Source organism: Clostridium sp. UBA6640, assembly GCF_002455975.1.
Lineage (GTDB): Bacteria > Bacillota > Clostridia > Clostridiales > Clostridiaceae > Clostridium_J.
On sequence record NZ_DKLM01000014.1, the window covers coordinates 1 to 25,774 of the forward strand.

At 28.8% G+C, this 25,774-nt stretch carries 20 protein-coding genes and 2 riboswitches; of the genes, 6 read left to right on the plus strand and 14 right to left on the minus strand.

Annotation, left to right across the window (positions count from 1 at the left end; all coding sequences use genetic code 11):
- Nucleotides 1-618: 618 nt before the first annotated feature.
- A complete protein-coding gene (locus tag B2W91_RS01335) occupies nt 619-2,358 on the plus strand; it encodes a phosphoenolpyruvate carboxykinase (RefSeq protein ID WP_291578458.1) in 1,740 nt (579 codons plus the stop codon).
- Nucleotides 2,359-2,688: 330 nt separating this feature from the next.
- On the opposite strand, the gene B2W91_RS01340 is transcribed toward B2W91_RS01335, so the two are convergent.
- From B2W91_RS01340 to B2W91_RS01380, 9 genes are all read right to left on the minus strand, one after another.
- Nucleotides 2,689-3,384 (minus strand): response regulator transcription factor, encoded by a 696-nt coding sequence (locus B2W91_RS01340; protein ID WP_291578459.1) that lies wholly within the window; start codon nt 3,382-3,384, stop codon nt 2,689-2,691.
- 34 nt (nt 3,385-3,418) lie between these two features.
- A complete protein-coding gene (locus B2W91_RS01345; protein ID WP_291578460.1) occupies nt 3,419-4,855 on the minus strand; it encodes a sensor histidine kinase in 1,437 nt (478 codons plus the stop codon).
- Between the two features lie 9 nt (nt 4,856-4,864).
- Entirely contained in the window at nt 4,865-5,617 is a 753-nt protein-coding gene (locus B2W91_RS01350; protein ID WP_291578461.1) for an ABC transporter permease, read from the minus strand.
- The gene (locus B2W91_RS01355; RefSeq protein ID WP_291578462.1) at nt 5,604-6,329 is read right to left on the minus strand and encodes an ABC transporter ATP-binding protein; all 726 of its coding nucleotides are present in this window, start codon (nt 6,327-6,329) and stop codon (nt 5,604-5,606) included. Before B2W91_RS01355 ends, B2W91_RS01350 begins: the two co-directional genes overlap by 14 nt.
- A 143-nt stretch (nt 6,330-6,472) precedes the next feature.
- Nucleotides 6,473-7,711, minus strand: a complete 1,239-nt coding sequence (locus B2W91_RS01360; protein WP_291578463.1) for a hypothetical protein — start codon at nt 7,709-7,711, stop codon at nt 6,473-6,475.
- A gap of 509 nt (nt 7,712-8,220) precedes the next feature.
- A complete protein-coding gene (locus B2W91_RS01365) occupies nt 8,221-9,294 on the minus strand; it encodes an anti-sigma factor domain-containing protein (RefSeq protein WP_291578464.1) in 1,074 nt (357 codons plus the stop codon).
- The gene (locus B2W91_RS01370; RefSeq protein ID WP_291578465.1) at nt 9,257-10,027 is read right to left on the minus strand and encodes a sigma-70 family RNA polymerase sigma factor; all 771 of its coding nucleotides are present in this window, start codon (nt 10,025-10,027) and stop codon (nt 9,257-9,259) included. Before B2W91_RS01370 ends, B2W91_RS01365 begins: the two co-directional genes overlap by 38 nt.
- Before the next feature lie 229 nt (nt 10,028-10,256).
- Complete coding sequence (locus B2W91_RS01375) at nt 10,257-10,922, minus strand: HD domain-containing protein (RefSeq protein WP_291578466.1); 666 nt, start codon at nt 10,920-10,922, stop codon at nt 10,257-10,259.
- Nucleotides 10,923-11,342: 420 nt separating this feature from the next.
- Nucleotides 11,343-11,951 (minus strand): TetR/AcrR family transcriptional regulator, encoded by a 609-nt coding sequence (locus tag B2W91_RS01380; protein ID WP_291578467.1) that lies wholly within the window; start codon nt 11,949-11,951, stop codon nt 11,343-11,345.
- Nucleotides 11,952-12,081: 130 nt separating this feature from the next.
- On the opposite strand from B2W91_RS01380, the gene B2W91_RS01385 reads away from it, so the two are divergent.
- The 4 genes from B2W91_RS01385 to B2W91_RS01400 all read left to right on the plus strand — a co-directional run bounded on the left by B2W91_RS01385 (nt 12,082) and on the right by B2W91_RS01400 (nt 15,367).
- The gene (locus B2W91_RS01385) at nt 12,082-13,260 is read left to right on the plus strand and encodes a M24 family metallopeptidase (RefSeq protein ID WP_291578468.1); all 1,179 of its coding nucleotides are present in this window, start codon (nt 12,082-12,084) and stop codon (nt 13,258-13,260) included.
- Nucleotides 13,261-13,352: 92 nt separating this feature from the next.
- The gene (locus tag B2W91_RS01390) at nt 13,353-14,261 is read left to right on the plus strand and encodes a helix-turn-helix transcriptional regulator (protein ID WP_291578469.1); all 909 of its coding nucleotides are present in this window, start codon (nt 13,353-13,355) and stop codon (nt 14,259-14,261) included.
- A 64-nt stretch (nt 14,262-14,325) separates the two neighbouring features.
- Nucleotides 14,326-14,604: a zinc ribbon domain-containing protein gene (locus B2W91_RS01395; protein WP_414633093.1), complete on the plus strand. Its 279-nt coding sequence runs from the start codon at nt 14,326-14,328 to the stop codon at nt 14,602-14,604.
- 1 nt (nt 14,605) lies between these two features.
- Complete coding sequence (locus B2W91_RS01400) at nt 14,606-15,367, plus strand: N-acetyltransferase (RefSeq protein WP_291578470.1); 762 nt, start codon at nt 14,606-14,608, stop codon at nt 15,365-15,367.
- A gap of 175 nt (nt 15,368-15,542) precedes the next feature.
- Here the strand turns inward: B2W91_RS01400 and B2W91_RS01405 are convergent, their stop codons facing one another.
- The 4 genes from B2W91_RS01405 to B2W91_RS01420 form a co-directional block, all read right to left on the minus strand.
- Nucleotides 15,543-16,328 (minus strand): ABC transporter ATP-binding protein, encoded by a 786-nt coding sequence (locus tag B2W91_RS01405; protein ID WP_291578471.1) that lies wholly within the window; start codon nt 16,326-16,328, stop codon nt 15,543-15,545.
- A complete protein-coding gene (locus tag B2W91_RS01410; RefSeq protein ID WP_291578472.1) occupies nt 16,325-17,374 on the minus strand; it encodes a FecCD family ABC transporter permease in 1,050 nt (349 codons plus the stop codon). The genes B2W91_RS01405 and B2W91_RS01410 overlap by 4 nt, the downstream gene beginning before the upstream one ends.
- A gap of 21 nt (nt 17,375-17,395) precedes the next feature.
- On the minus strand, nt 17,396-18,493 hold the full coding sequence (locus tag B2W91_RS01415; protein ID WP_291578473.1) for an ABC transporter substrate-binding protein: 1,098 nt from the start codon (nt 18,491-18,493) through the stop codon (nt 17,396-17,398).
- Between the two features lie 132 nt (nt 18,494-18,625).
- Nucleotides 18,626-18,819, minus strand: a riboswitch (cobalamin riboswitch).
- Between the two features lie 347 nt (nt 18,820-19,166).
- A riboswitch (cobalamin riboswitch) is annotated at nt 19,167-19,343 on the minus strand.
- 240 nt (nt 19,344-19,583) lie between these two features.
- The gene (locus B2W91_RS01420) at nt 19,584-20,396 is read right to left on the minus strand and encodes an alpha/beta fold hydrolase (protein WP_291578474.1); all 813 of its coding nucleotides are present in this window, start codon (nt 20,394-20,396) and stop codon (nt 19,584-19,586) included.
- A gap of 566 nt (nt 20,397-20,962) precedes the next feature.
- On the opposite strand from B2W91_RS01420, the gene B2W91_RS01425 reads away from it, so the two are divergent.
- The gene (locus B2W91_RS01425; protein ID WP_291578475.1) at nt 20,963-23,542 is read left to right on the plus strand and encodes a Xaa-Pro dipeptidyl-peptidase; all 2,580 of its coding nucleotides are present in this window, start codon (nt 20,963-20,965) and stop codon (nt 23,540-23,542) included.
- A gap of 112 nt (nt 23,543-23,654) precedes the next feature.
- On the opposite strand, the gene B2W91_RS01430 is transcribed toward B2W91_RS01425, so the two are convergent.
- Nucleotides 23,655-25,388, minus strand: a complete 1,734-nt coding sequence (locus tag B2W91_RS01430; RefSeq protein ID WP_291578476.1) for a methyl-accepting chemotaxis protein — start codon at nt 25,386-25,388, stop codon at nt 23,655-23,657.
- Nucleotides 25,389-25,774 lie beyond the last annotated feature (386 nt).

Below are 25,774 nucleotides of genomic sequence, written 5' to 3' on the forward strand. Positions count from 1 at the left end.
CCACAATTGTGAATTGTGAACTTAGTAGTATTAGTATCAGCACCAATAAATGTTAATTGTTTTCAGGGATAGATCAAAATTAGAAGTGGTACATCTATATAAATAAACTACCTTTAAAATCGATATATAGCCCAATATAACTGCGCCCTTAAGTGTTTCAATTCACAATTCACAATGCAAAATACAGACCTCCAAATTTGTCTAAATCCTGCCTCACTTATCTTCACTTCTACTTTATATAAATCAAATAATTTTTTTTATAAGTCACTGAATAAATAAAAGCAAAAGTCATCCCTTTATAATATAATATTTCAACCTATTATAGATATTGAAGAAATATCTATAATAAAAATATAGCCTAGGAAATATGGCTGATTATTAAAGCTTATTTAAAGTTACTTACATAAATTATGATTAACAAAAATATGAGGGATCTATACATAAAGATGTCACCTATATGGAAATATACATAACAAGAAACAATTTAACATTTTATATAATTTTTCATAAAATGAATGATAACTACTGTACAAATTTCAATTTTGTATGTTATAATGATACTCAATTAGTTAAATTGCAGGAAACATCAATTTTACATTGCACATTGGAGGTAGCAGAATGAAAAAAGAATTTTCTCTAAGCACAGGAAAAGCTATGATAAATTTTACAGCAAAATATTGTGATACTTCGGAAGCAGTATTTAGCAGTTATGGATTCAAAAGAATTTTGTCAGCCTATATGGAAAAAATAAAAAGAAAAGAAACTAATGTATATAAGTATCTAGACAGTACTATGAATGTAGATGATACTGATATATTGTTAGAGGATATTACTAATGTATTTAAATTGCTCATGGTTTTAAATGCAGAAGAAGTAAAAAAGCTGGAAGATAAATATGAAAAGTTGTTAGGAAACAAAGATAAGTTCATTTTATTGATAGAAGATTTATATAACTTTTGGAGAAAACTTGAAAGATATACTATAGTTCAAAATAGTAAAATTGGAGATGGCCTTCAAAATGTTAGTTTTATAGATGCAAATAATAATTTTTCTAACCTTATATTAAAGACTTATAGAAAAATGGAAGAAAATGTTTTAGGTGAAAAACCAAGAATATATAGACAATTACCTGCAGGAGGTAATGCAGGTCTAATATTAAATAATTCTAACTGGAATATGCCAAATGATTATGAAGTTTTAAAAAATATTCCTTTTATAGAATCCATATTATTAGATCCACCTTTTATAACTTATCCTAAAAAGAATACACGAGATGGTGTGTTTGAAGAAACTTTTCATAATCCATTAAAAAGTTGTAGAATAAATTCAGACCACTGGTTTTGTTATCCAGCAAAAGTAGGAACACTTTTAGCCTATATATACTTCCATAGAGATTTTATGGCTCTTGGAGTAACTTTATGTAACTTGTTTGAAATAGCTACTGAAGAAGAATATAGAGATAAAAAACCAGATATAGTATATGCCTTTGGAGCAAGAGATGACAATGAAAAAATACAAACAGTTTTCTATGATGACAAAGAAAATGATATTATGCTAGGATATGTAAACTATAATGAAGCCATAGATTACTTTGGCTATGTGAAAAAAATGACACTGACTCTTCATAATTTAATAATGATAAAAAGAGGATATTTACCAATACACGGCGCTATGGTTAATATAGTAACCAAAAATAATAAAACTGCTAATGTAATAATAATGGGAGATAGCGGTGCAGGAAAATCTGAAAGTTTAGAGGCCTTTAGAGAATTGAGCGAAGATTATATAAGTGATATGACTATAATCTTTGATGATATGGGTGTAGTTAAATTAAACAAAGATGAAAAACCAGTAGGATCAGGAACGGAAATAGGGGCTTTTGTAAGATTAGATGATTTAGACACTGGATATGCTTTTAAACAAATAGATAGAAGTATTTTTATGAATCCAGATAAGGTAAATGCTAGGTTAGTTATACCTGTAGCAAGCTATAAAGAAATTACTACAGAATATCCAATAGATTTATTCTTATATGCTAATAACTATGAATCAGAAGGCGAAAATCTTGAATTCTTTAAAGATATTGAGGTTGCATTAGATACCTTTAGAGATGGAGCAAGAATGGCTAAAGGAACTACTACAGAAAAAGGATTAGTAAAAACTTACTTTGCAAATCCATTTGGGCCGGCACAAAAAATGGAAGACACAGAAAAATTATTAGTAGAATATTTTAATAAATTCTACCAATCTGGAGTTAAAGTAGGACAATTAAGAACTAAATTAGGCATAACTGGTATGGAAAAAGACGGTCCTAAAAAAGCAGCTATAAGCTTATTAGAAGAAATAAAAAATCTATAATTTAAAGTAATAATAAAAAAGTTGTTATTTAAAAATTTAAGTAACAACTTTTTTTATTCTATAGAAAATTATAAAAAGTCAAATCTGTAATAACTTTGCGAAGTAGAAAACGCATAATCTACGGAGTAGATTTTTTGTTTTTAGTATAAAATTAATTATGCTACATATTTTTATTCCTTTGCGAAAATATATAATGACGTAAAAAATGGCTAACACTGTTCGCCCCTACGGCAACTAGCAATTACATTGCTAATTAATATAAATTAAAGAAATTATTTTGATTAAAAATAATTTCAACCATAATTGTGCATTGTGAATTGTGAATTAAATTTATACCCTAACTCTATATCCAACTCCCCACAGTGTTTCAACATATTGTGGTTCCGATGGATTTGATTCGATTTTTTCTCGTATTTTTCTAATATGTACTGTAACTGTAGCGTTGTCCCCAAGAGAATCAAGCCCCCAAATTTTTTCAAAAAGTTCATCTTTTCCAAATACTCTATTAGGATTTTCAGCCATATATAATAATAGTTCAAATTCCTTTTGCGCTAAATTAACTTCTCGTTCATTTATAAACACCTGTCTTGAATCTTTAAGTATTTTAAGACCTCTTATTGTTATAATATTGTTATTTGTTTTATTACTAAATTTATTTCTCATTCTCTCATAATTTTGAAGGTGAGATTTAACTCTGGCAACTAACTCACCTGGACTAAAAGGTTTAGTTATATAATCATCTGCTCCCAATGTTAGCCCCTTTATTTTATCAATTTCTTCTTTTTTAGCAGAAACCATTAAAACTGGTATATCCTTATTTTCTTGAATAGTTCTTAATATATCAAAACCATCAATTTTAGGAAGCATAACATCCAAAATTATTAAATCATAGCTATTTTCTTTTATTGCATTTAATCCCTTTACACCATCAGTACAAATATCCACTTCAAATCCAGATATCTCTAAATAATCTTTTTGAAGTTCAGCAATACTCAAATCATCTTCTACTATTAATATTTCTTTCATATACTTGAAACCTCCAAATATTAATCTTATTATTTTATATTATCTTTCCTAGAGATATCAAGATACTTGTCCCTTTATCACCGTGACTAATTGCCCATATTCTCCCCTTGTGACCTTCTACAATTTGCTTTGCAATTGCAAGTCCTAACCCACTTCCTTTTGCTTCACTTCTTGCAGAATCTGCTCTATAAAACCTATAAAAGATTTTGGTGACATCCTCATTATCTATTCCAGCACCATTATCTCTTATCTCCATTATAATACTTGAACTTGTTTCTCTAAGATTTACATTTATTTCACCTTGCTGTTTATCCATATATTTACGTGAATTTTCTATAATATTTAAAATAACTCTTCTCATTCTCTCTCTATCCATCATAACATATCTTGAAGAATCGAAGTCGTTATTTAATCTTATTTTTATATTATGCTTTATAAGTTCAGGCTCACTTTCATATATGCAAAAATCTAAATACTCAGCAATATCTACTTTTTCGAAATTAAATGGAAGCTGCTTTAAATCCAGCTTTGAATATAAAAGCAAATCATCAATCATATGGTCTATATGTTCTGCCTTTGAATAAATAGTTTTTAAATATTTTTCTCTTTTTTCGGATGTATTTGCTACACCATCTAAGATTCCCTCTACATAGCCTTTTATTGATGTTATTGGAGTCTTTAAATCATGAGAAATGCTAGATACAAGCAGCTTACGATTATCATCATACTTAATTTTCATAACTACAGAATCTTTAAGCTGCACTCTCATGGCCTCAAAACCACGACATAATTCCCTTATCTCATCATCACCGTCTTCGATAATCTCATAATTTAAATTTCCCTTGCTAATTTCATTAGTGGCTTCTTTTAAAAAATTTATAGGTTTTACTATCCTCTCAGAAAAAAGGTAAGACATAATTATATTAATTATAATAAAAGATATTATATAAACTACAATAGCAATAATTATAAGTTTATTTAATATATTTATTTCTTCTCCTATAGGAGCTAATAATATTATATTTTTATTAGATTCCTCGTCTAAATTCAATTCTATAAACTCAAGTAAATAATGAACATTATTAATTACAGCTTTTTTGTTTATTACCTTTTCTTCTAGTAATTCTTTAGTTCTTTCTATGTCGAATTTACTGATATCTTTAGGTGCAGCTATAACTTTATTATCTTTAAGAATTATAAATTTACCATTTAGATTTGAAAGTTCGTGTAATAATTTTTCTTGAAATTTAGCATCTTCGACATTTTCAATATTTTGCTTTATTATATTATTTCTAATGTCTACAAGCTTAGTTCTTATAACCATTCCATCTTTAAGTTCATTATAATCATGCTGCTTATAAAAAATCTTTGAAGAAACAGACAAGAAACTAAAAACAGTTATAACAGTTATAATCAGTGGAATTATAGCTGTTATAGTATTAGATATTATTAATCGTTTTTTTATACCCATTTACTCACCTTAAAAGTCTTTTTTATCAAATAAATAATATCCCAGTGTAAAAAGTAGTATTCCATAGCTGCTCATCATCATAAGCTGACGGAAAATCTTTAAAAATGGGAAATTACTCATTATCCATAAATTATACCATTTAAACATTGATGTGAAAAACAGTCCTGAGTATTGTGAAAAGATGATTTCCGCTATTTTAAAAACAATAAAAACAAACACTGATAAGAAAAACACCCCTGTTCCATTTTCTATTATATTAGTAAAGACTACAATTAACAGTACTAAAACTGCCATTGGCAATGCAGTAACTATATAAGATACAAGTATTCTAATTATTCCCTGCATGGTAAAAGAACTTGAATTAAAAGTTATTCCTACAATAGTTGAAAATATCATTACAAATAAAAGATTAACTAATACAAAAAACATTATGGCTACTATTTTAGCAGTAAAAAATTTTAGTCTTGTAATTGGTCTTGTAATGGCAATTTTCATAGTGTTTTGAGAAAATTCTCCTGAAAAACTATCTATAGCAACAAGGGCAGTAAAAAGCGGTAATATAGTATTGACTATTATAGAAAGTACTAATATTGGGAAGTCCATACTAGAAGTACCTCTTAAACCAAATCCACTTCTTAAGCCAATAATAGTAAGTTGTCCTATTACAATGAAAATTAATGATATTATTGCTGCAACTAAAATTTTTTTCTTTTTATATAACTTTTCCATTTCATTGATTACAGCAGCCTTAAATTCTACCATTTCGTTCCACCTCGCTTATAAAGTAGTTTTCTAGATTAGCGTAATTACTTAATATATTTTTGGTGGTATCTACATTGAGCATTTTACCATTATAAAGTACACCTATCTTATTGCATGTAAGCTCAACATCGTGAATAAGATGACTTGATATAAAAAATGTTGTCTTTTCTTCTTCTGAAAGTTTTTTTATAAGATTTCTTATATCAATCATTCCTTCAACATCTAGTCCATTTAAAGGCTCGTCCAAAATAACAACTTCAGGTCTAGATAGTATTGCTGCTGCAATTCCAAGTCTTTGTTTCATTCCAAGAGAAAATCTTTTTGATTTTTCATTTCTAAATTTTTCAATCCCTGTAAGTTCTAAAACTTCATCAATCCTCTTATCATCCACATCTTTATAATATCTTGAAAATTGTTTAAGATTTTCATAAGCAGTGAAATATTTATAAGATTCCGCTGTTTCAATAATACATCCCACTTTTTCCATAGATTTTTCAAATTCTTCTAATACACTATATCCTAAAATTTTCACATCACCGCTGTCTGGCTTTATAAGTCCTGTCATAATTTTCATTGCAGTAGTTTTTCCTGCTCCATTAGGTCCTAAGAATCCAAAGATATCCCCCCTATTTATTTCAAGGTTGATATTAGTTATTCCCCTGCCATTTTTATAAACTTTATTTAAGTTATTTATTTCAATAACCTTCTCCAACTTTAGTCCCCCTTTAAAATTGTCATAAATTTTTATTTAGACAATAGTGGAGAGTTGAAAATTTATTTAAAATAATATAATTCTCAACTCTCAAATTTTTTTACACTTAAAATTAAATATAAACTATTAATTAGAGCTGTTTGCTATTCAAATACTCTATTAAATTGACCATCATACCACTGCCCATCATCTGTTGGCATTCCAAAATGGAATTTAGATTCTCCTACATTAAGACTTATATAACCTTTATTCGAAGATCCTTCAACATTAAATTCAGCATGATAATAAGCGTCTTCTCTATATTCAGCATCAAATTTCATATCTGATATCTTTTCTTCGTAATCCTTATAACCTTCTGCATATTCCTGATGATATGTTCCACCAATAGATTTATCGTCAGAATGTGTAATATTTATAATTCTTTCTCCAATCTTTTGGAACTTACCATCTTTTTTTATAATAATATCACTTTTATACTTACCTAAATACATCTCAGGTTTTTCTAACTTATATTCATTATTAGATACTATATTCTTCTCCACTTTTTTTCCAGATAAATCTGGTTTACTCACAACAGTAGAATTAACATTAGATACCTTAACAAGTAATTCAACAGTTAAAGTATGCTCTTTTCCTTGTTCATCTTTTCCAAAAATAGTTGCTGTGCCAATAAGATTTTGAACTAATCCATCTTTATCTACAACCATTTTACCATCAATTTCTTTTACATATGCATCTTTAGTGATTGTTGGCATAATTTGTTCTTCTCTAGAATCGTAACCAAATACATCTCTGCTCTTTATCATATAAGATGTGACTGCATTTATTAAAGCAGGTATTTGTGCATCTTTTATAGAACCAGATAATTCTTTACTTCCCTCTGCTTTTTCATTTACTACAACATAATCCTTTAAATTTCCTACAATTGCATCTGCAATCTTTTCAATATCGCCTGCTTCCTCCATTTTAAAAGGATTATCAAAAACTGTTTTATCAATTGGACTTTCATATTCACTTACATAGTAAGTGCTCTTATCATCATTAGCAGTAATTCTAACATTCTCATCACTATAAGAATAATATTCTGTTTTTTTATTTCCTCTAATCTCAGTATTATAGTTTTCTTCTGCTTTATTGGTTGCATCTAATTTAGCTACTGTATTATCAGAAATAATAACCTTGCCATTATCCTTTATATTCATAGAAATATCAATGGTATAATTTGAAAGTCTATCCGAAAAACTTTCTGCTGAATATTTAAATGCATCTTTCATTTGATCATATCCACTCTTAGATGATATTTCTGCCATGGCTGTTGTTGCAAACATTACTAGTCCTAAAGTAAAGCTTGTAATCATAGCAGTCCTCTTTTTAATTTTCATTTTAACCCTCTCCCTTATACAAAATTAGAAAAGCTTTCCTCTAATTCATTTTAAATGAAGCACCTATAGTTTTTCTAAACTAATTCTAAAGAAATTCTAAACTTTTGAAATATATTATTATATAATGTCTAATATAAAAGCTTAGAATAACTCTAGAAAATAAATTTTCTATGAAAACAGCTTAAATCCTTAGAAATTAAAAGTTAATAATTTAAAATACAAATTTACAAAGAAATTTATCCTTAGTAAACTTCTAAAATAAAACTTGTTCTAAGAAATTTTAAAATCGTTAATTGTAGAATTTTAGCCATGACTCCATCTGCCATTCTTAATTTTAAATTCTACGAGAGATAATGTGAAGAGTAAAATATAAAAAACTTTCAAAGAAAAACAGGTAAGGCTTCATATTCGCTTACCTGCTTTTTTATATTATAAAATTATGATTATTCATTTTTTTTAGATAACTCATATGAAATATTTATCAATTTTTTCAATTAAAAAACTACAAATTATGTTTTCTTTGGCTTTTTATTTTTTTCTTTTTTATCGTTGCCATTTTCCTTATCTTTTTTATCCTTACTATTTTCATCCCCTTTTTTATTACCATTATTTTCCCCTGTTTTATTATTATTATTGTTTTCATTCCCTTTTTTATTATTACTGTTTTCATTCCTCATTTTATTCTTATTATTTTCCTTGTCTTTTTTATCCTTACTATTTTCGTTCCCTTTTTTATTCTTGTTATTTTCTTTCTCTTCTTTTATAAGATTATTTTCATGAACTTTATTCTTATTATTGCTTTCTTTAACTTTTTCATTTTTTTCAACTTTTTTTATAGATTCCTCTGATTTTTTACCTTTTAATTCCCTTATCTCATTCTTATCTTGATTCTGATTTTTATTTTTATCGTCCATTTTTCTGTGGATCTCTATCTTGCCTACTGAAATGTTTTTTTCTTTCGCTTTAGTTAATGTTTCTCTATCTGATTTTATTGTAACAACTTCAATCTGCTGCCCTCTCTCATTAGAGACTTCCTCTATTTTTTTCTTTCCTTCCATTATAAGATTATCTAAGTTTTTATCACCTTCATCATTGCTTTCTAATTCTACTGATGTTACCACTACTCGGTTTGATTCATCTTTTCTAAGATATCCTGCCGTTTCTACTCTTTCTACAATCTCTTCTAAAGCGTCTATTAATGGATAATTTTTCAAATCCTCAAGAGGAAGTTTTGAAGCTTCTTCATTAAGTGCTAAAACTTTTATCACACGATAATTTCTATTAATTTCTATCTCAACACTTGGATTTATATCTACAGCTAATAGAGCTATTGATTTATTATTTTCATTCCAAAACCCTAAAACATATAAAGAAGTAACTGCAAAAATAAAAACAGCAGCTACTCCCTTAGAAATATTTCTAATAGTAAAGTTTGAGTTTTTAATAATGTCTCTATCTTCAAAATATATCTCCATTCCTTCCTCTAAACCGTCGCTTTTCTTTATCCTTTTAAAAGTACAATCTTCAGCAATTACAACTATACTATCATAATAAATCTCTATTATAATGCCTTTGTAGATCACTTAATTCACACCCTTTGCTATCGAAAATATATTCCTTTAATGTATCTAAATTACTGTTCAAAATCAATACTATTACTATAATAAATTTTCTACTTCTTTGTATAACTTTCTTAGATACACATAATTCTTCAATCAAATCACTAATTGGTAAATTCTTAGTTTTTAAAAATTTTTCTTTTAAATAATCCTTTTCAAATATGTATTTTCCAATATTTATAGCTACAATTCTGGTATCTTTATGTTTTGGAGATTCCTTTATCAATTCATCTAAAGAAACCCCATATCCTTTCATCTCCTTAACTAGAAGAGCGATGTCACACCTAATTTCAACTCTCTTTTCAAAACTATCTATTGCTATAATATTTTCATTATAACCATAATTCTCATCATCACATTTTAACTCACTAATATAAACTTCCTTTGGTTTTCTAGCCTCACTTCGATGATGATCTATTAATCTACTTTTTATTACCATGGAAGCAAAGGTTAAAAAATTGCCTCTTTTTCCATCGTACTTTTCGATAGCCTCATTAAATGCTATTAATCCTACACTAAAGGCGTCATTATTTTCTACTTCAATATATTCTCCTAATTCACTACTAAGCACTTTTTTTATAAAAGGAATATACTCTTCAATTAGACTATTTTTATCCTTTTCATTACCCTTTTGTATATCTTTCACTCGTTCCTCTAATGTCTTTTCCCTGTTAAAAATATTGAGAAGTCTGACCATTACTTCACCTCCTCCTTATATATTACGATATTATATAATTTTTTTAGTATCCACTTTGATTATCTATTTATCTCAAATATAAATACGTATTATCATGCTTTAAAGTTACACATTTATCTTATTTACATTAATGAAAATGCGTTAGTTCAAGATATTAATTCTTTCTACTAACGCATTTATATCTTTATATTATGAAGTTAAATCTTTGTGTTTTAGTAAATTTTAATACTTATAGTAATTTGGTACCATTTATCACTAATTCAAATTTAGCCTCTAAAAAATCTGCTGCCTTTCTACACATCATCATACGATTTAAAAATATCTCAAAATACTCCATTAAAGAAGAAATAGTAATATCAATTTTCATTTCCAATAAAACAATTCTTTTTTCAGAATTAATTTTAACCTTTGCCTCCTCAACTGCATAATTTACGCGATCGTGAATGTCAAAAGTAGCAAAATCCCTGTTTCTTACTCTACTTCTTCTAACATCAGTTTTATCTGCTAATATTAATGCTGCAGATACTGTATTTACAGGTTGACCTGTACCTTCATCATGATTTCCGATAGCGGAAACTATGGTGGCAATTTCTTCAGGTGGCATTTCCATTCTAGTTAAAATATTAAAAGCTAATATAGCACCTGTTTGAGCATGATCAATTCTATTTATCATATTACCAATATCATGAGTATATCCAGCTATTTTTCCAAGTTCTCTTTCTCTTTCACTATACCCTAAACTATGCAATATACTATCTGCAGTATAGGCAACCTTTCCTGCATGAACGAAAGAATGTTCAGTATATCCCAGCACTCCAAGTAACTCATCACCTTTTTGGATATAGGTTTGAAATTCTTTATTCTTTTTTATATCTTCAAAAGTTATATGTTTCATATATATCTCCTCATTAATATTTCATATATGCCAATACATCTTTTATAAATAAGCTTATATTATATTGTACCATCTATTTTAATTAATAATCCATTGTAAATATAAGAATTGTCTCTGGTAAGTTATACCAAAGACCCTATTTCTATTTTCTTCATCTATATCTATTATAGATGGAATTATACTAATATGTTAAATAAATTAGCAAAGCTTATACATGATTTTTTAATTATACTTTTTCATTTTGCTGAAAATCTACGTCCCTATTCATTAAAGNNTTTATTGGTATACTAATCAAATTATTGGAGTTGTATTAAATTTGATTTCCAATTTAAGATTAATATAGAGCAAATAACTTATTATAAAAAATAGCAAATAAGAAAACCTCTATTATGGTATTCTATCTACTAATCTTTATAATATCTATAATTTAAGTCCTTCTAATAATAAATTTACATGATTAAGAAGCTCATTTTCTAGATTAAAATCTCCTGAATGAACACACCATTCAAATGTCATTCCCCTTATACTCATAATAAATTGCTGTGCTATATTTTCAACGTCAATTGAAGAGTTAAACTCCCCCTTAGCAATTCCTTTTAAAATAATTTCTTTATAAATGCCAGGAAGACTTCTATTATAATTTAATTTTGCATCCTGTTCAAATTCCGGTATTAACATGGCTTGATAGATATTTTTTATTAAGTTATATCCGATGTCCTTTCTAAGAACCTCACTTGTTTTTTTTGTAACCAAAATTATCATATCAGAAGGTGTAGTATCTTCAGGAATACTTTTAAAATACTCTTCATAATTTAAATCCAATGAATGGACATATTCTCTTATTAAAGAGAATTTAGATTTATAGTGTACATAAAATGCACCCTTAGATATTCCTGCTTCTTTAACTATGTTAGTAATACTTACATTATCGATTCCCTGTTCTTCAAATAATTTTATAGCAGTATGATAAATTTTATTTTTTGTTTCTGTTCCTTTTGTTATTTTTGAATTTGTTTTTATAATTTGCAATTTTTTCACCCCTTAGTTGACAAGCTAATAGAAAAAAGCTATACTATCCCAAAAGTGACCGCGGTCACAAATGGATATTATTATTATAAATATAACAATTATAAAATTTATTTACAAGGAGATTGATATTATGAAAGGCGAACTTACTAAAAGAATTATATGTTTACAATCTGAAATGGCAAAACATAAACTTGATGCTTATATTCTTACAGCTGAAGAAAGTTTATTATATTTCACTGGAATGGCTTATAAACCTGAAGAAAGGGCCTTTTTTATGATTGTCCCATCGAAAGGGAAACCAATATTTCTATCTCCTAAGCTTGAGGAAAAACATCTAGCTAAGATTACAATTGAATGTGATATAAAGTCTTATTGGGAAGCTACCTCAGCAGAAGGAGAAAATTGGTATGATATCCTAGAATTAATAATGAAACCTTTTAAAAGAGTTGGTGCTGAAAATACAATCAGCTATAATATTTTAAATAAAATCGTTGTAAATGAAATGGTTATTTTAAATCTAGTTGATGAAATTAGGAAGGTTAAGACTCCATATGAGATTGAAATGATTCGTCATACTGCTCAAATATCTGATTTAGGTATGGAAAAAATTTTTAATAATGCATATGTAGGTGCTACTGTTTTAGAAATGTTTATGCTTTCAAATGGAATTCAAAAACAATTGATTCGAGAAAAGAATTTTGATCCACTTCTTTCTTCTTTAACATCTGTTGTATGGCCTGCCCCTAAAAGCTCTATGCCTCACAGCATTCCAAATGTGGATGATAAATTAATAAAAGGTTCAAATGTTGCAATGACATATTATAAAATTAATGGATATGCTTCTGAATGTGAAAGAACATTTTTCTTAGGTAATCCTAGTACTGAAGATTTGGTTCATTTTAATCATATGATGAAAGCACGAAACATAGCCTTGAATCTTGTAAAACCAGGTACGAAATGTTCTGATATAGATGTAGCTGCAAGAGAATATTTAGTAAAAAACGGTTATGAAAGTAACTTATTGCATAGAACTGGTCATGGAATAGGTCTTAGCAATCATGAAACTCCATTCATATCCTTAGGCGATGATGAACCACTAAAAGAAAATATGGTTATTAGCATAGAGCCAGGGATATACATTGATGGTGTTGGTGGATATAGACATTCTGATACTGTTCTTATAACTAAAAACGGGTATGAGCTTTTAACTAAATTCCCACTGGACATTGATTCCATGATTATAAAAAGTAAAAATATAAAGTCTAAAATTAAAGGAACCGTTATAAGAAGGACATTAAAAATAAAATAAAATACCATATTATCTGGAGGAAATCTCGATACTTTTTTAAATATGACATGTAATTTCATATTCATATGCTATACTGATTTCGGGTGATGAATATGCAAATTGATAGGTTATTAGAAATAGTTTTGATACTTCTAAATAGAGAACATATAACAGCAAAAGAGTTGGCTGAAAGATTCCATGTATCCACACGGACAATCTACCGAGATATCGATACTTTAAGTTTAGCAGGAATTCCAATATATTCTTTAAAAGGGAATGGCGGTGGAATTGGTTTATTAAAGAATTACACCATTGATAAATCCTTATTATCAGAGAAAGAGCAGAAAGATATTATTTTTGCTCTACAAAGTATTAATGCTTTGAAATTTCCTGATGTTGATGGTGTTCTTAATAAAATAAGCGCCTTGTTCAAAAATGTTTCAAATACAAATTGGATAGAAGTTGATTTTTCTTATTGGGGAAGTCATCCAAAGGAAAAAACAAAATTTACATATTTAAAAGAAGCAATATTAACAAAAACAGTAATATCTTTTGAATATGTAAGTTCTTATGGTGAAAAGACAAATCGTAATATTGAGCCACTTCGTCTTGTTTTTAAAGGACATTCTTGGTATGTTCAGGGTTATTGCAGAAATAAGCACGATTTTCGCACATTTCGCATATCACGAATGAAAAACATTCAATTATGTAATGAAACTTTCGCTAGAGAAATCCCAAATGATCTACAAATAGAATCTCATAATTCAAAACAAAATCAGATGATATCATTAAAATTAAAATTTCCTTCAGAAATAGCCTACAGGGTATATGATGATTTTGAAGAAGATCAAATTGAATATGGTGATGATAATACATTTATTGTTACCATTGATTATCCTTTTGATGAATGGGTTATTGGTTATATTCTCTCTTTTGGAAATTTTGTCGAGGTTTTAGAACCAGATTTTATTAAGGAGATTATTAAAAAAAGAGCTCAAAATATAATGGATATATACAAATAATTCCCAAATATGACCCACTGCTGTCATATTAAAATTGTTATAATCAATTCATAAAAGAATAATTTTGAGAGGAGATTTTGATATGGGAAATATGATTTTTTGCCAAAGCTGTGCAATGCCTCTTATAAAGAGTGAGGATTTTGGAACAAATGCAGATGGAAGTAGGAATGAGGATTATTGCCTTTACTGTTATAAAGAAGGTGCATTTACCACCGATGAAACAATGGAAGAAATGATTGAATCATGTATACCTTACGTTTCTTCTGGCAACCCCTATTCAAACGAGGATGAAGCTCGAACTTCAATGAAAGAGCTCTTCCCAACTTTAAAAAGGTGGAAGTGATATGAACATTATATCAGTAAATGAAAGCAATATAGATGAGGAACATATTTGCTGCGTTATTTCAGATAAAAAAGGTGAAAATTGTGCGTTGTCAAAAAAAGCATGGATGAAAGAACGTTTCAGCGACGGCTTAATTTTTAAAAAAGCTGATGTCAGAGGTAAAGTTTTTATTGAATATATTCCTGCTGAAAAGGCATGGAGTCCTGTAAATGCTGAAAATTATATGTTTATCAATTGTCTTTGGGTTTCAGGACAATATAAGGGGCAAGGCATATCAAACCTGTTATTGCAAGAATGTATTGATGATACAAAAAAGCAAAATAAAGACGGAATTGTTATTGTTACATCAAAGGAAAAAATGCCCTTTCTTTCTGACCCCAAGTATTTGAAGTATAAAGGCTTTGAGGTTTGTGATACAGCGCATCCTTATTTTGAATTGTTATGCTTAAATTTTAATGACAACAGTAAATTGCCCACATTTAAGGATTGTGCCAAAGAGGGTAAGGTAGCTAATAAAGAAGGGGGAACCTTATATTATACAAATCAATGTCCATATACTGAAAAATACGCTTTACTACTAAAAAATATTGCAGATAAAAGAAATATTCCTTTTAAACTGATTAACTCTAATACTGTAGAGGAAGCTCAAAATGCACCTACAGTTTGGACAACATTTAGTATTTTTATAAATGGTGACTTTGTTACAAATGAAATTCTCACTGAAAAGAAATTTTTGAAATTAATAGATGAAAGATTTAATTAGATATTTTTTATGTAAAAAATTATCTTTATAAACTAAAAATCTTCCTATATCTATATATTAATTAAAGCACCAAGCTTCTTTCGTTAAGCATGGTGTTTTTTATTATGGGGACGGTTCATTATTATTCTCATAGAGCAATATAATCATGAACCGTCCCTTATATCCAAACTTTTTATTAGGTTAAAAATTCTACTTTTCTTATAGATTTTCTTGCAGATATTATAGGAGTACCATAATTGTCAATATGAATACTTCCTTCAATACCATACACATCTTTTAGCATTTTTTCATTGATAACATCTTTTGGTGTGCCTGAACTATATAGACCTCCTTTTCCATCCATTACAATAATATTATCAGCGTATTGTGCAGCAAGATTTAAATCATGAAATACAACTAAAATCATTAATTTCTTTTTTTTCATGATGAGTCTTAGTAATTCACAAAATTCTAATTGCTTTTGCATATCAAGATTATTAGTAGGTTCATCCATTAATAATATTTCAGGTTCTTTAGCTAAAACTTGTGCAATATACACCATTTGTTTTTGGCCCCCGCTTAATTCTGTTAAATAACGAGAAGATAAGTTATCTATACACAGAGCTTCAAGTATATGCATTACAATATTTAAATCTTTATCATCTATTTTCCATGATAAGTTTTGTAATCTACCTAAAAGGACAGTTTCAAGCACTGTTAACTGCGGCGTACCTTCTTCCTCTTGTGGGAGATACACCATGAAATTAGCTATATCACTTTGAGTATAGTCTGATAATAACTTTTTTTTATAGTAAATTTCTCCTTTAGGCTTTAGTAGTCCAAATATACATTTCATTAAAGTAGATTTTCCTGCTGCATTTGGTCCTACAATTGCATTTAATTCTGGCTTTATCTGCAAAGAAATATTATTTAGAACCTTATTTTCCCTATATCCAAAGCTTAAATCCTTTATTTCAATCACATGTAATTCCTCCCGCCTTTAAAAATTAGAACTAGAAAAAAAGGAACGCCTATGAAAGATGTAACAATTCCTATAGGAATAATCACACCAGGAATAATGATTTTACTTACAATAGAAGCCACGGATAAAATTAATCCTCCTATTAATGCAGATATAGGTAGTAAAAATCTTTGCTCCTCTCCAACTAACATTCGTGCCAAATGTGGTGCCACTAATCCTATAAAGCCAATTGTGCCTACAAAACATATTGCTGTAGCTGAAAGCATTGAAATTAATACTATTGACATTCTTCTCATTTTCTGAACGTCCACCCCTAAACTTATTGCTTTACTATCACTTAAACTTAAGGCTGTTAGTTTCCATGCATTTTTTGTAAATATAATTAAACATAAAAATAATACAATTATTGTAATGAACAACTTTTCCCAAGTTGCTTTTGTTAAATCTCCAAAAGACCAAAACATAAACCCTTGTAATTCCTGTTCCGTTGCAATATATTGCAATACTGCTGTTAAAGCATTAAACATAAAGCTTAGAGCTATTCCGAAGAGTACTATTGTACTCTTCCCAACATGTTTTTTTTTAGTAAATAAGTACATCATAGTTGCTACAATCATAGTACAGAAAAATGCATTTATAGGAATAGCAAGATTTGTAAATGGCGGTATAAATCTAACTCCTAAAATCATACCAGTTGCTGCACCAAAAGACGCAGCTGAAGATATCCCTAATGTGTATGGACTTGCCATTGGATTCCTTAATATGGTTTGCATCTCACATCCACCTACAGCAAGAGCAGCTCCTACTACAATCCCCATCAGTGCCATAGGTAATCTTATTTCCCATACAATAGTTTTCGTCATATCGTCTGGTGCTTTTCCTAATATAGTTCTAAATACCTCAGAAATGCTGAGGCCTGATGATCCTATTAAGATATTAGCAAAAAATCCAACTATGATAGCAATAATTAAAAAAACTAATATTAGCTTTTTTTTCTTTGCTAAGCTTTTGTAAATATATATTGCTTCTTTATTTTGTGCAATCATGTCTTCCTCCATATCTTAATTTTATTTAAGTTGCGTTGACCAGACCCCATTATAATCAAAAACCATATATTTATCATAAAACTCTTTTAATGTTGCATCTGGATCAATATCCTCAAATTCTTTAGGATAATACCACTTAGCAAGTTGCATGTTTGCATAGAAAGTTTCTAAGTTTAATGCTGCTGAATAAGATATAGCATATACTTTTTTATTTTTAACTGATGATAAATTTTCCCATCCAGATTGTTTTGCTATCATTTCTTGAAGATACGCCTGAGCTTCTTCTTCATTTTCACCTAACCCTAAAGCATCAATACCCATTGTTATAATGTCAGGATCTCGCTTTAACAAATACTCCGGATCAATAGTTCCACCATTCTCTAGTTTACCACTTGGTATATCATCTGCGATATCATGCCCTCCAGCATGCTTAGCAATTATTGCCCAACTCCAAAAAGATTTTGGAGTATCCCCGTGAAATGTTAACTGATGAACATTTGGTGCAGGAGTAGTTATATTTTCCAGACGCTTATTAACTAGTTCATATTTTTCACTAATAAAATCACATATTTCTTTTGCTCGTTCTTCTTTGTCTAAAACTTTACCAATAATTTCAATATTTTTCACTCTATCTTCTAATGGCTCAATATTATAACTTAAACAAACTACAGGTATTCCAACTTCTATAACTTTATCTAATGATTCCAAATTTTGATCAGGTTTTTGATTAATCAACATTACTACATCAGGCTTTAGTGAAATAATTTTTTCAGCGTCATATCCACCGTTATTAGATATTTGAGGTAAATCTTTTAACTTAGGGAATTTCGTTCCATAAGTCTTATTAAATCCTTCGATTCCTCTATTACCGCCTGATGTTGCAATAATCATGTCTGCCATTTCCTCTCCGCCAACAGCGAAAAGAGAATCAAATAAACTTCTGTTATTTACAACAATTCTTTTTACTGGCTTTTTAATGGTAACTTCCCTTCCTGCTATATCTGTAAAAGTAATTTCAGATTTAGATTGTGTATTAGCTTCTTTAGCTGAATCACACCCCACAAAACAACTAATAATCATAATAAAAGTTAAAAATATTATAAGTCTCTTTTTTTTCATTTTAATTCTCCCTTTGTCCCCTATTTGAATAAATATTAATATAAACTAAAAAAGTCCTGTACTTTATAATGCGAAGTACAGGACTTTCTATTTAATAATAAAAATAACTCTCCCTCCTCTGTCTCACGCAAAGTAAAGATATATAACAAGGCAGGTCTTCTGACTTAGCTTCATTGTAATAATTTATCTTCCCATACAATAGTAGTACAGTGATTTAAACAATTATTACTCCACTTCACAGCGGCGGGACCGTTTAGGATTTTCACCTAATTCTCTATTATGTAAATATTTTTATAATATTTACCACCTTCAAAAATATCCATATTTATAATTTTTTTACAAAATCTATTTTAGATTACCACAATTTTTGAAAAAGTTCAACAATTTTCTACATATTACGATAGTATATAACTAATCTTAACTTTTTTCAGTATTTAGTTTTGATAATATTTCAACATCTGCTTCATATAAATCCTTAATAATCTCCGTCTTCAAAATGAATAAAGTTTGAATTACTACACTAAAACTCCTACAATAAACTAAAATATTTTTTATACTATTTTAAAAAATAAAAAATAAAAAACTTCCCATTAACAAATGAGAAGTTGATATAAACATATATTATGGTTGCATGCCAAAAACCTTAATACACCTTATCTATCAACCGTAGAGTTATTAGTGTTCATTACAGGTATGTATTCTGACTCTGGTTCTTCAATCTTATAAACCTTCCCCCTAATAAGAAGTGGCATATCTTATAAAATCTCCCCAATACAGCGGCGGGACCGTACAGGATTTTCACCTGTTTCCATATTAAGCCTAATGAGGCACCTGAAATTTACAATATTAAATATTTACACACCTATTATAAGCATGCAAATTTTATTTGTCAATTTATCTATTATAGTATTCTAATCCACATTATTAAAAAGTAGATTGATTTTCCGCAATATAGTTCCATAATACTTTTCTATTTTTAAAATTTATATTACTTCTTCATTAATATAAACCTATAAACATGTGTATCAAATAAAACACGAAGTCCTTCCATTAAACTTCGTGTTTTATTATTCTCTGTATGATAAAAGATTTATCTCTCAATAAATTCTATCAATTCCTTATTAAATTTTTCATGTTCTTCCCAAAATAATCCGTGACCACTGTTTTCAAATGGTACGAGTTTAGCATTTCTAATTCCTTCCTTTTGAGCAATAGCCAATGAAAACATACAAACCTTATCATGAATACCATGAAGAATTAAAGTAGGAACATGTATTTTTCCGAGATCAGAAAACAAGCTCTCATCTCTAAGAGAAATTGCCAGTTTAGCTGTAGACCATCCTGCTGCCTGTAATCCAAGTTGGAAAAACCAATCTGAGAAAGGTCTTGTTATATACTTAAAGAAAAACATATCTCCAAAATCCTGTAACATTTTTGGACGATCATTATATGTTTCCTCAATGAGCTTAGTCACATCTTCCTTTGGTAATCCATAAGGGAAATCTTCACGTCTAGTAAAACTAGGAGCTGCCGCAGCGAATAAAGCAAGTTTAGATACCCTATGCCCCTTGTGACGAGCCATATATCTAATAGCAATTGCCCCTCCTACAGAATGACCAGCAAGTATAATATCTTGTAATTCAAGTGCTTCAATTACACAATGAACATCGTCGGCCAATCGATTATAGTCATAGCCTTCCCAAGGTTTATCTGAGTTACCAAAACCTCTAATATCAATTCCAATACATCTGTATCCCATCTCTGGAAGTTTATTAAACTGATATTCGAATAACTTATGATTTGCAGGCCAACCATGTATAAAAAGTATTACCTTTTTCCCCATTGGGTTAATATCTTCTACGTAAATTCTTACCTCTGATTCTACTCTAATATAATATCCCACAGGAATTCCTCCATTAATAAAATTATCTCAGTAACATTTTATTCCTTCAATTCAAATAGGTGAATTATTTATCCATTTTCACCCAATCATTTTGATGACTAGATGAAAAATATATAGGTTCTAATATTCTTTCCTAAAATCATATAGCTCCTTGGAAATTCTATTATACTAGAAAAAAACAGTAACACTATGTAGTAAAAATTAGAGAGCTAGAAATTAATTTTAAAGCCTTTATTATATTATACGAAAATTTAAATTAGGGATTAATATGTGAAAAAATACAGCCACTATAGACATGTAGAGGCAATATATCCTTTTTTTCTACAATTATCCAGGTAAATTTTCTACAATTATCCCTATATTTCAATATTAGGTTATATTTTTATGATATAATTAAATATTGAATGTATTCATTATTTTACCAAAGGGAAGGTGGTGAAAATTTTTTAAACAATTTTACTTAAAATAAAAAAACTTTTAGAAAAGTAACTGAAAAACAAGACAAAATTTAATAAGGCTGGCCAATTAATTAGGAAGTCTTACATTTATTAGGGGGGGGATAAGTTATGAAAAAAATTATATCTATTTTATTAACTTTTACATTAATGTTTTCAGTAACTCCAGTTGCATATGCTACAAATGATATTAAATCATCTACTAATATCGTTAGCGAAGAAATGGCTGCTATGAATAACCTTGGTCTAATTCTAGGTGATGGCAAAGGATTAACATCTGAATATGCAGGGAAACAACCTACTAGAATGCAAGTTGCAACTATACTTTTAAGATTAAATGGACTTGAAGATGAAGCTAAAAAATTTAAAGGAACAGAAAATTTTTTAGATTATAAATTAGTAAGTTCCATAGAAGACAGAAATATACTTGCATATATAAAAGCAAATCCTAAAGCTTGCTTAATAAAAGCTTATAAAGATAAATTTAATCCAAACAAATCTGTAAGTGAGGAAGAATTTTATAAGATCGTTCTTCAGCTGTTAGGATATGAGCAAGGAAGCGATTTTACAAATAAAAATATAATAAAATTTGCAAAATCTATTGGTCTTAATCCTTCTGAAAAAATCAAATTCACAAATGATGAATTTGCAAAAGCACTTAACGATTGTTTAAAGGCAAAGACAAAAAGTGGTCGTGAATATTTTGAAGTATTATTAGAATTTGGTTTTATGATGGATTTTAATAAAAATAAAGATGTACCAGAAATACTTGTATTTGACGGAAAGCCTCAACCTATCTTTAAGCATGATGAGGCTATTTATGAAAAAGTTTATGTGGAATCACCACAAGATACAGATTTTGATGGAAAACGTGACTTACTTGAAGTATGGATAAAACGTCCTATTGAAACTGAAAAAGGAATGAAGGTTCCAGCAATATTTGAGGTAAGCCCTTATCGTCCTGGAACAAATGATGACCTTTATATCACTCATAATGTAGATAAAGATTTAACTGTAAGTCCACAAAGTAACATAACTTATGAAGATATAAAGTATAAACCAGTAGAAAAAGCAATTCCTGCTCCAAGAAAAGTTTCAGGTAAAGCTGGAAACGGAAGAGTTGCACCTTTTGAATTTGGTGAATGGTATAATTATTTCTTACCTCGCGGATATGCAATAGTATTTTCCGGTGGTATAGGAACTTTAGGTTCTGACGGCATTACAAGTACTGGTTCAGTGGATGAAACAATATCAACTATTGCTGTAATAGACTGGCTAAATGGAAGAACTAAAGCATTCACAAATAAAACTGACAATATAGAAGTATCTGCAGACTGGTGTACAGGAAGTGTAGGAATGTCAGGTACTTCATACTTAGGTACATTATCTATAGCTGCAGCAACAACAGGAGTAGAAGGATTAAAAACAGTAGTTCCTGTAGCAGCAATAAGCAACTGGTATGATTATTATAGATCAAATGGTGTAACTGTTCCTGCTTTAGGCTGGCAAGGAGATGATGCTGACTTATTAGCAACATATTGCATGAGTAGAATGTTTGATCCTAAAGATTACTCTACAGTAAAAGAATTATTTGAAAAGAATATAAAACAGATGCAAACTGATCAAGATCGTGACACAGGAGATTATAATACATTTTGGGACGAGCGTAATTACTTAAATAATGCTGACAAAATAAAGGCAAGCGTATTCTTAGTTCATGGTCTTAGCGACTGGAATGTAAAAACTAAACAATTTGATATGTTGTGGAAAGAGCTTGAAAAATATAATGTGCCGCATAAAGTTATATTACATCAAGGGGATCATATGAGCATTAATAATTTAGCAGGAATAGATTACAATGATATAATGGGTAGATGGTTTGCTCATTGGCTTTATGATATAGATAACAATGTAATGGAAGATATCCCTACTGCTACAATACAAAGCAATACAGACCTTAAATGGGAAACCTTCGATACTTGGCCTGTAAAAGGAGCAAATACTAAGTTTTATCTTGATAATGATGGTACAAATGGTAAATTAACATTTAGTCCAGTAAAAAAAGATTTAAAAGAAATTTTTTCTGATGACTTATCATTATCACAATTTGATAGAGAAAATCCTGATTTCACTAAATGGCTAGATACAATAGCTAAAGAACCTGAAGCAAAGAGACCTGATCGTTTATCCTATGTAAGTGAGCCTGTTACTGAAGATACAAGAATAAGTGGAACTGTAAATGTTTCTATAAAAGCGTCTATAGATAAACCTACTGCCAATATAAGTGCAATGCTTGTAGACTATGGTCCTGAATATAGACCAACAACAGAAACAGAAGTTGTAGCTCCTAATGGCATAATATACGGTGGTAATGCAGGTTCTGATGATATAATAAACTTTGTTATGGATAGTGAAAAAACAGAATATAAAGTTATTTCTCGTGGTTGGATGGATGCACAAAATCGTGTAGCAAATTATCGTGTAGATACCATAAATCCTGGACAAGAATATACATTCAATTTGGACATGCAGCCAATGGATTATACTGTTAAAAAAGGTCACAAGATAGGTTTAATAATACTATCTACAGATGCTGAATTCACTGTAAGGCCTTTAAAAACTACAAAGTTTACATTTAATACAAGTGAAAGCTTTGTAGAAATTCCAATAGCAAATAATACTAAAAAATAGTAAGATACTTATAAAAATTAGTATCTTATAATAAATGCCAGGTGTAAAAGGTATTAATAATTTAATTACCTTTACACCTGGCATTTTATGTTTGTTGATTGTGAATGCTTGTCTATACTTTAAACTTAGAAATACTTTCGTTTAATACTTCAGCTTCTCTATTTAAGAATTCAGACATTGCTTTAAATTCTTCTGATGAAGCCATTTGCTCCTCAGTTACTGCTGCTAAATTCATAGCATTTGTATCTATTGTTTTTGACACTGTATCAATTTCGTTCATACTTTCATTTATATTTCCAATGTTTGATACTATTTCGCTAGCTGAATTTTTGATTTCAACTATTTTGTTTTCTATATCTGCATTAGAATTTTTTATTACTTCAAAAGTATCACTTACATTATCAGTATATTTCTTACCCTCTTTTGTCATATTTACACTGACAGAAACTGCTTGTAGAACATTATTTGTTTGTTCATTCATAACTCCAATTATATCTACTACTTCACTAGCTGCTGCGTTTGATTCTACAGCAAGTTTTCTAACTTCATCGGCTACAACAGCAAAACCTTTTCCATCTTCACCTGCTCTTGCTGCTTCAATTGCTGCATTCAATGCAAGAAGATTAGTTTGGTCAGCAATACTTGATATTGTTGTTAATATACCTTGTATCTTATTAATGCTTTGCGCTAATTCTGTAATAACTGAATTTACATTATTGATACTACTTTCAATATTATCAATTTGATTCTTAGTATTTTTAATTACTACTGTTCCGTTATTAGTATCTTCTAATGTTTTATATGCGATTTTATCAGTATGATTTATTTGTGTAAAAATATTTTGAATGTCGGAATCTAAACTATCTAAAACATCTTTTATGTTTTGTGTTTTTGTAGCTTGCTCAGTTGATATTGAAGAAATTTCATTTGTAGATATAGTCAATTCCTCAGAAGCACTTGATGAGTCTGATGAACTTTCTAAAATTCCTTGTGCTGCTTCTGTAACTTTTTTGGAAGATACTTGAATTTTTTCTATCATGTCTCTTAATGATTCAACAGTCTTACTTAGTGCAATGTTAATTTTACCTATTTCATCCTTTCTAGAAGTATCAATAGGTGAAGTTAAATCTCCTTCTGCAATAGTATTTATTGATTTCACTAGTACTCCCATTGGCTTAAACATAATTTTTGAAGCAATATAGCTAACAATTATAGAAATTCCTATTAAAACAAGAGTAACTAAAATTATTATTATAGTTAATTGATGTGTCCTTTCTGAAAGGTCTGAACCTCTATAATCATATTCTACTACTCCAACTACTTTATTAGCAGAATTTAATATTGGAACAAAAGCTGATATATAATGATTATTAAGTGATTCAACATAATACATTTTACTTACCTGTGCTTCACCTGTATCAAAAGCTTTTTTTGCCTCTTCTGAAAAATCAGATTTTGGTTGCTTATATCCTATTTCTGTATTTGCATCACTTCCGTCAATTACATATGTATAATTGTCTGAGTCATTTGATACAAAGGTATATAACATACCTTTTCCAATATTATTATTTAATGCTTGTAGTTTTTTTCTTGTGTCAATATAAAATTTGTCACTTCCATTTAAAGAATTTGAAAGCTTTTCAAATTCATCCCCATCAATTACTGTAACAGCTGACTTTGCAATATTTAAAGCATCTCCTTGTAGTTGAGTTACAGTATGAGAATACATATTGCTATAAAATATGTAGCCCATGGAAAAACATGATAATACTATTATCAGTGATGTTATTAACATAATTTTAGATTTCAAAGATAAAGAAACATTTGATATTTTTTTAAATTTCAAACTTACCACACCCCTTCATAAATATAGCTTTATAACCTTGAAATACTTTAAGATATCTGAAATAAAATAATCAGTAAAAGATTTACTAATTATTTTGTGCAGTCCGGATCAATAAATTCTATTGATACTAGCAATATCAGTAGATTCTACGAAGCAACATAGCACAAAATGAATTAGCATACTTACAGCTATTTTTTAAGATATCTAAATAAATACTCTTTTACTACCTAAAAAGTTAATGCACAGCTAATATAGCTGCACACTTGAGTATTTCAATTCATAATTATAGTTGAAATTAACTCTTTATGAATTAATTTTTTACTAAGAAGTCATATATAGGATTCCACAATAAAAATTTAATTTATGCATGATTTTAATTTCCATAA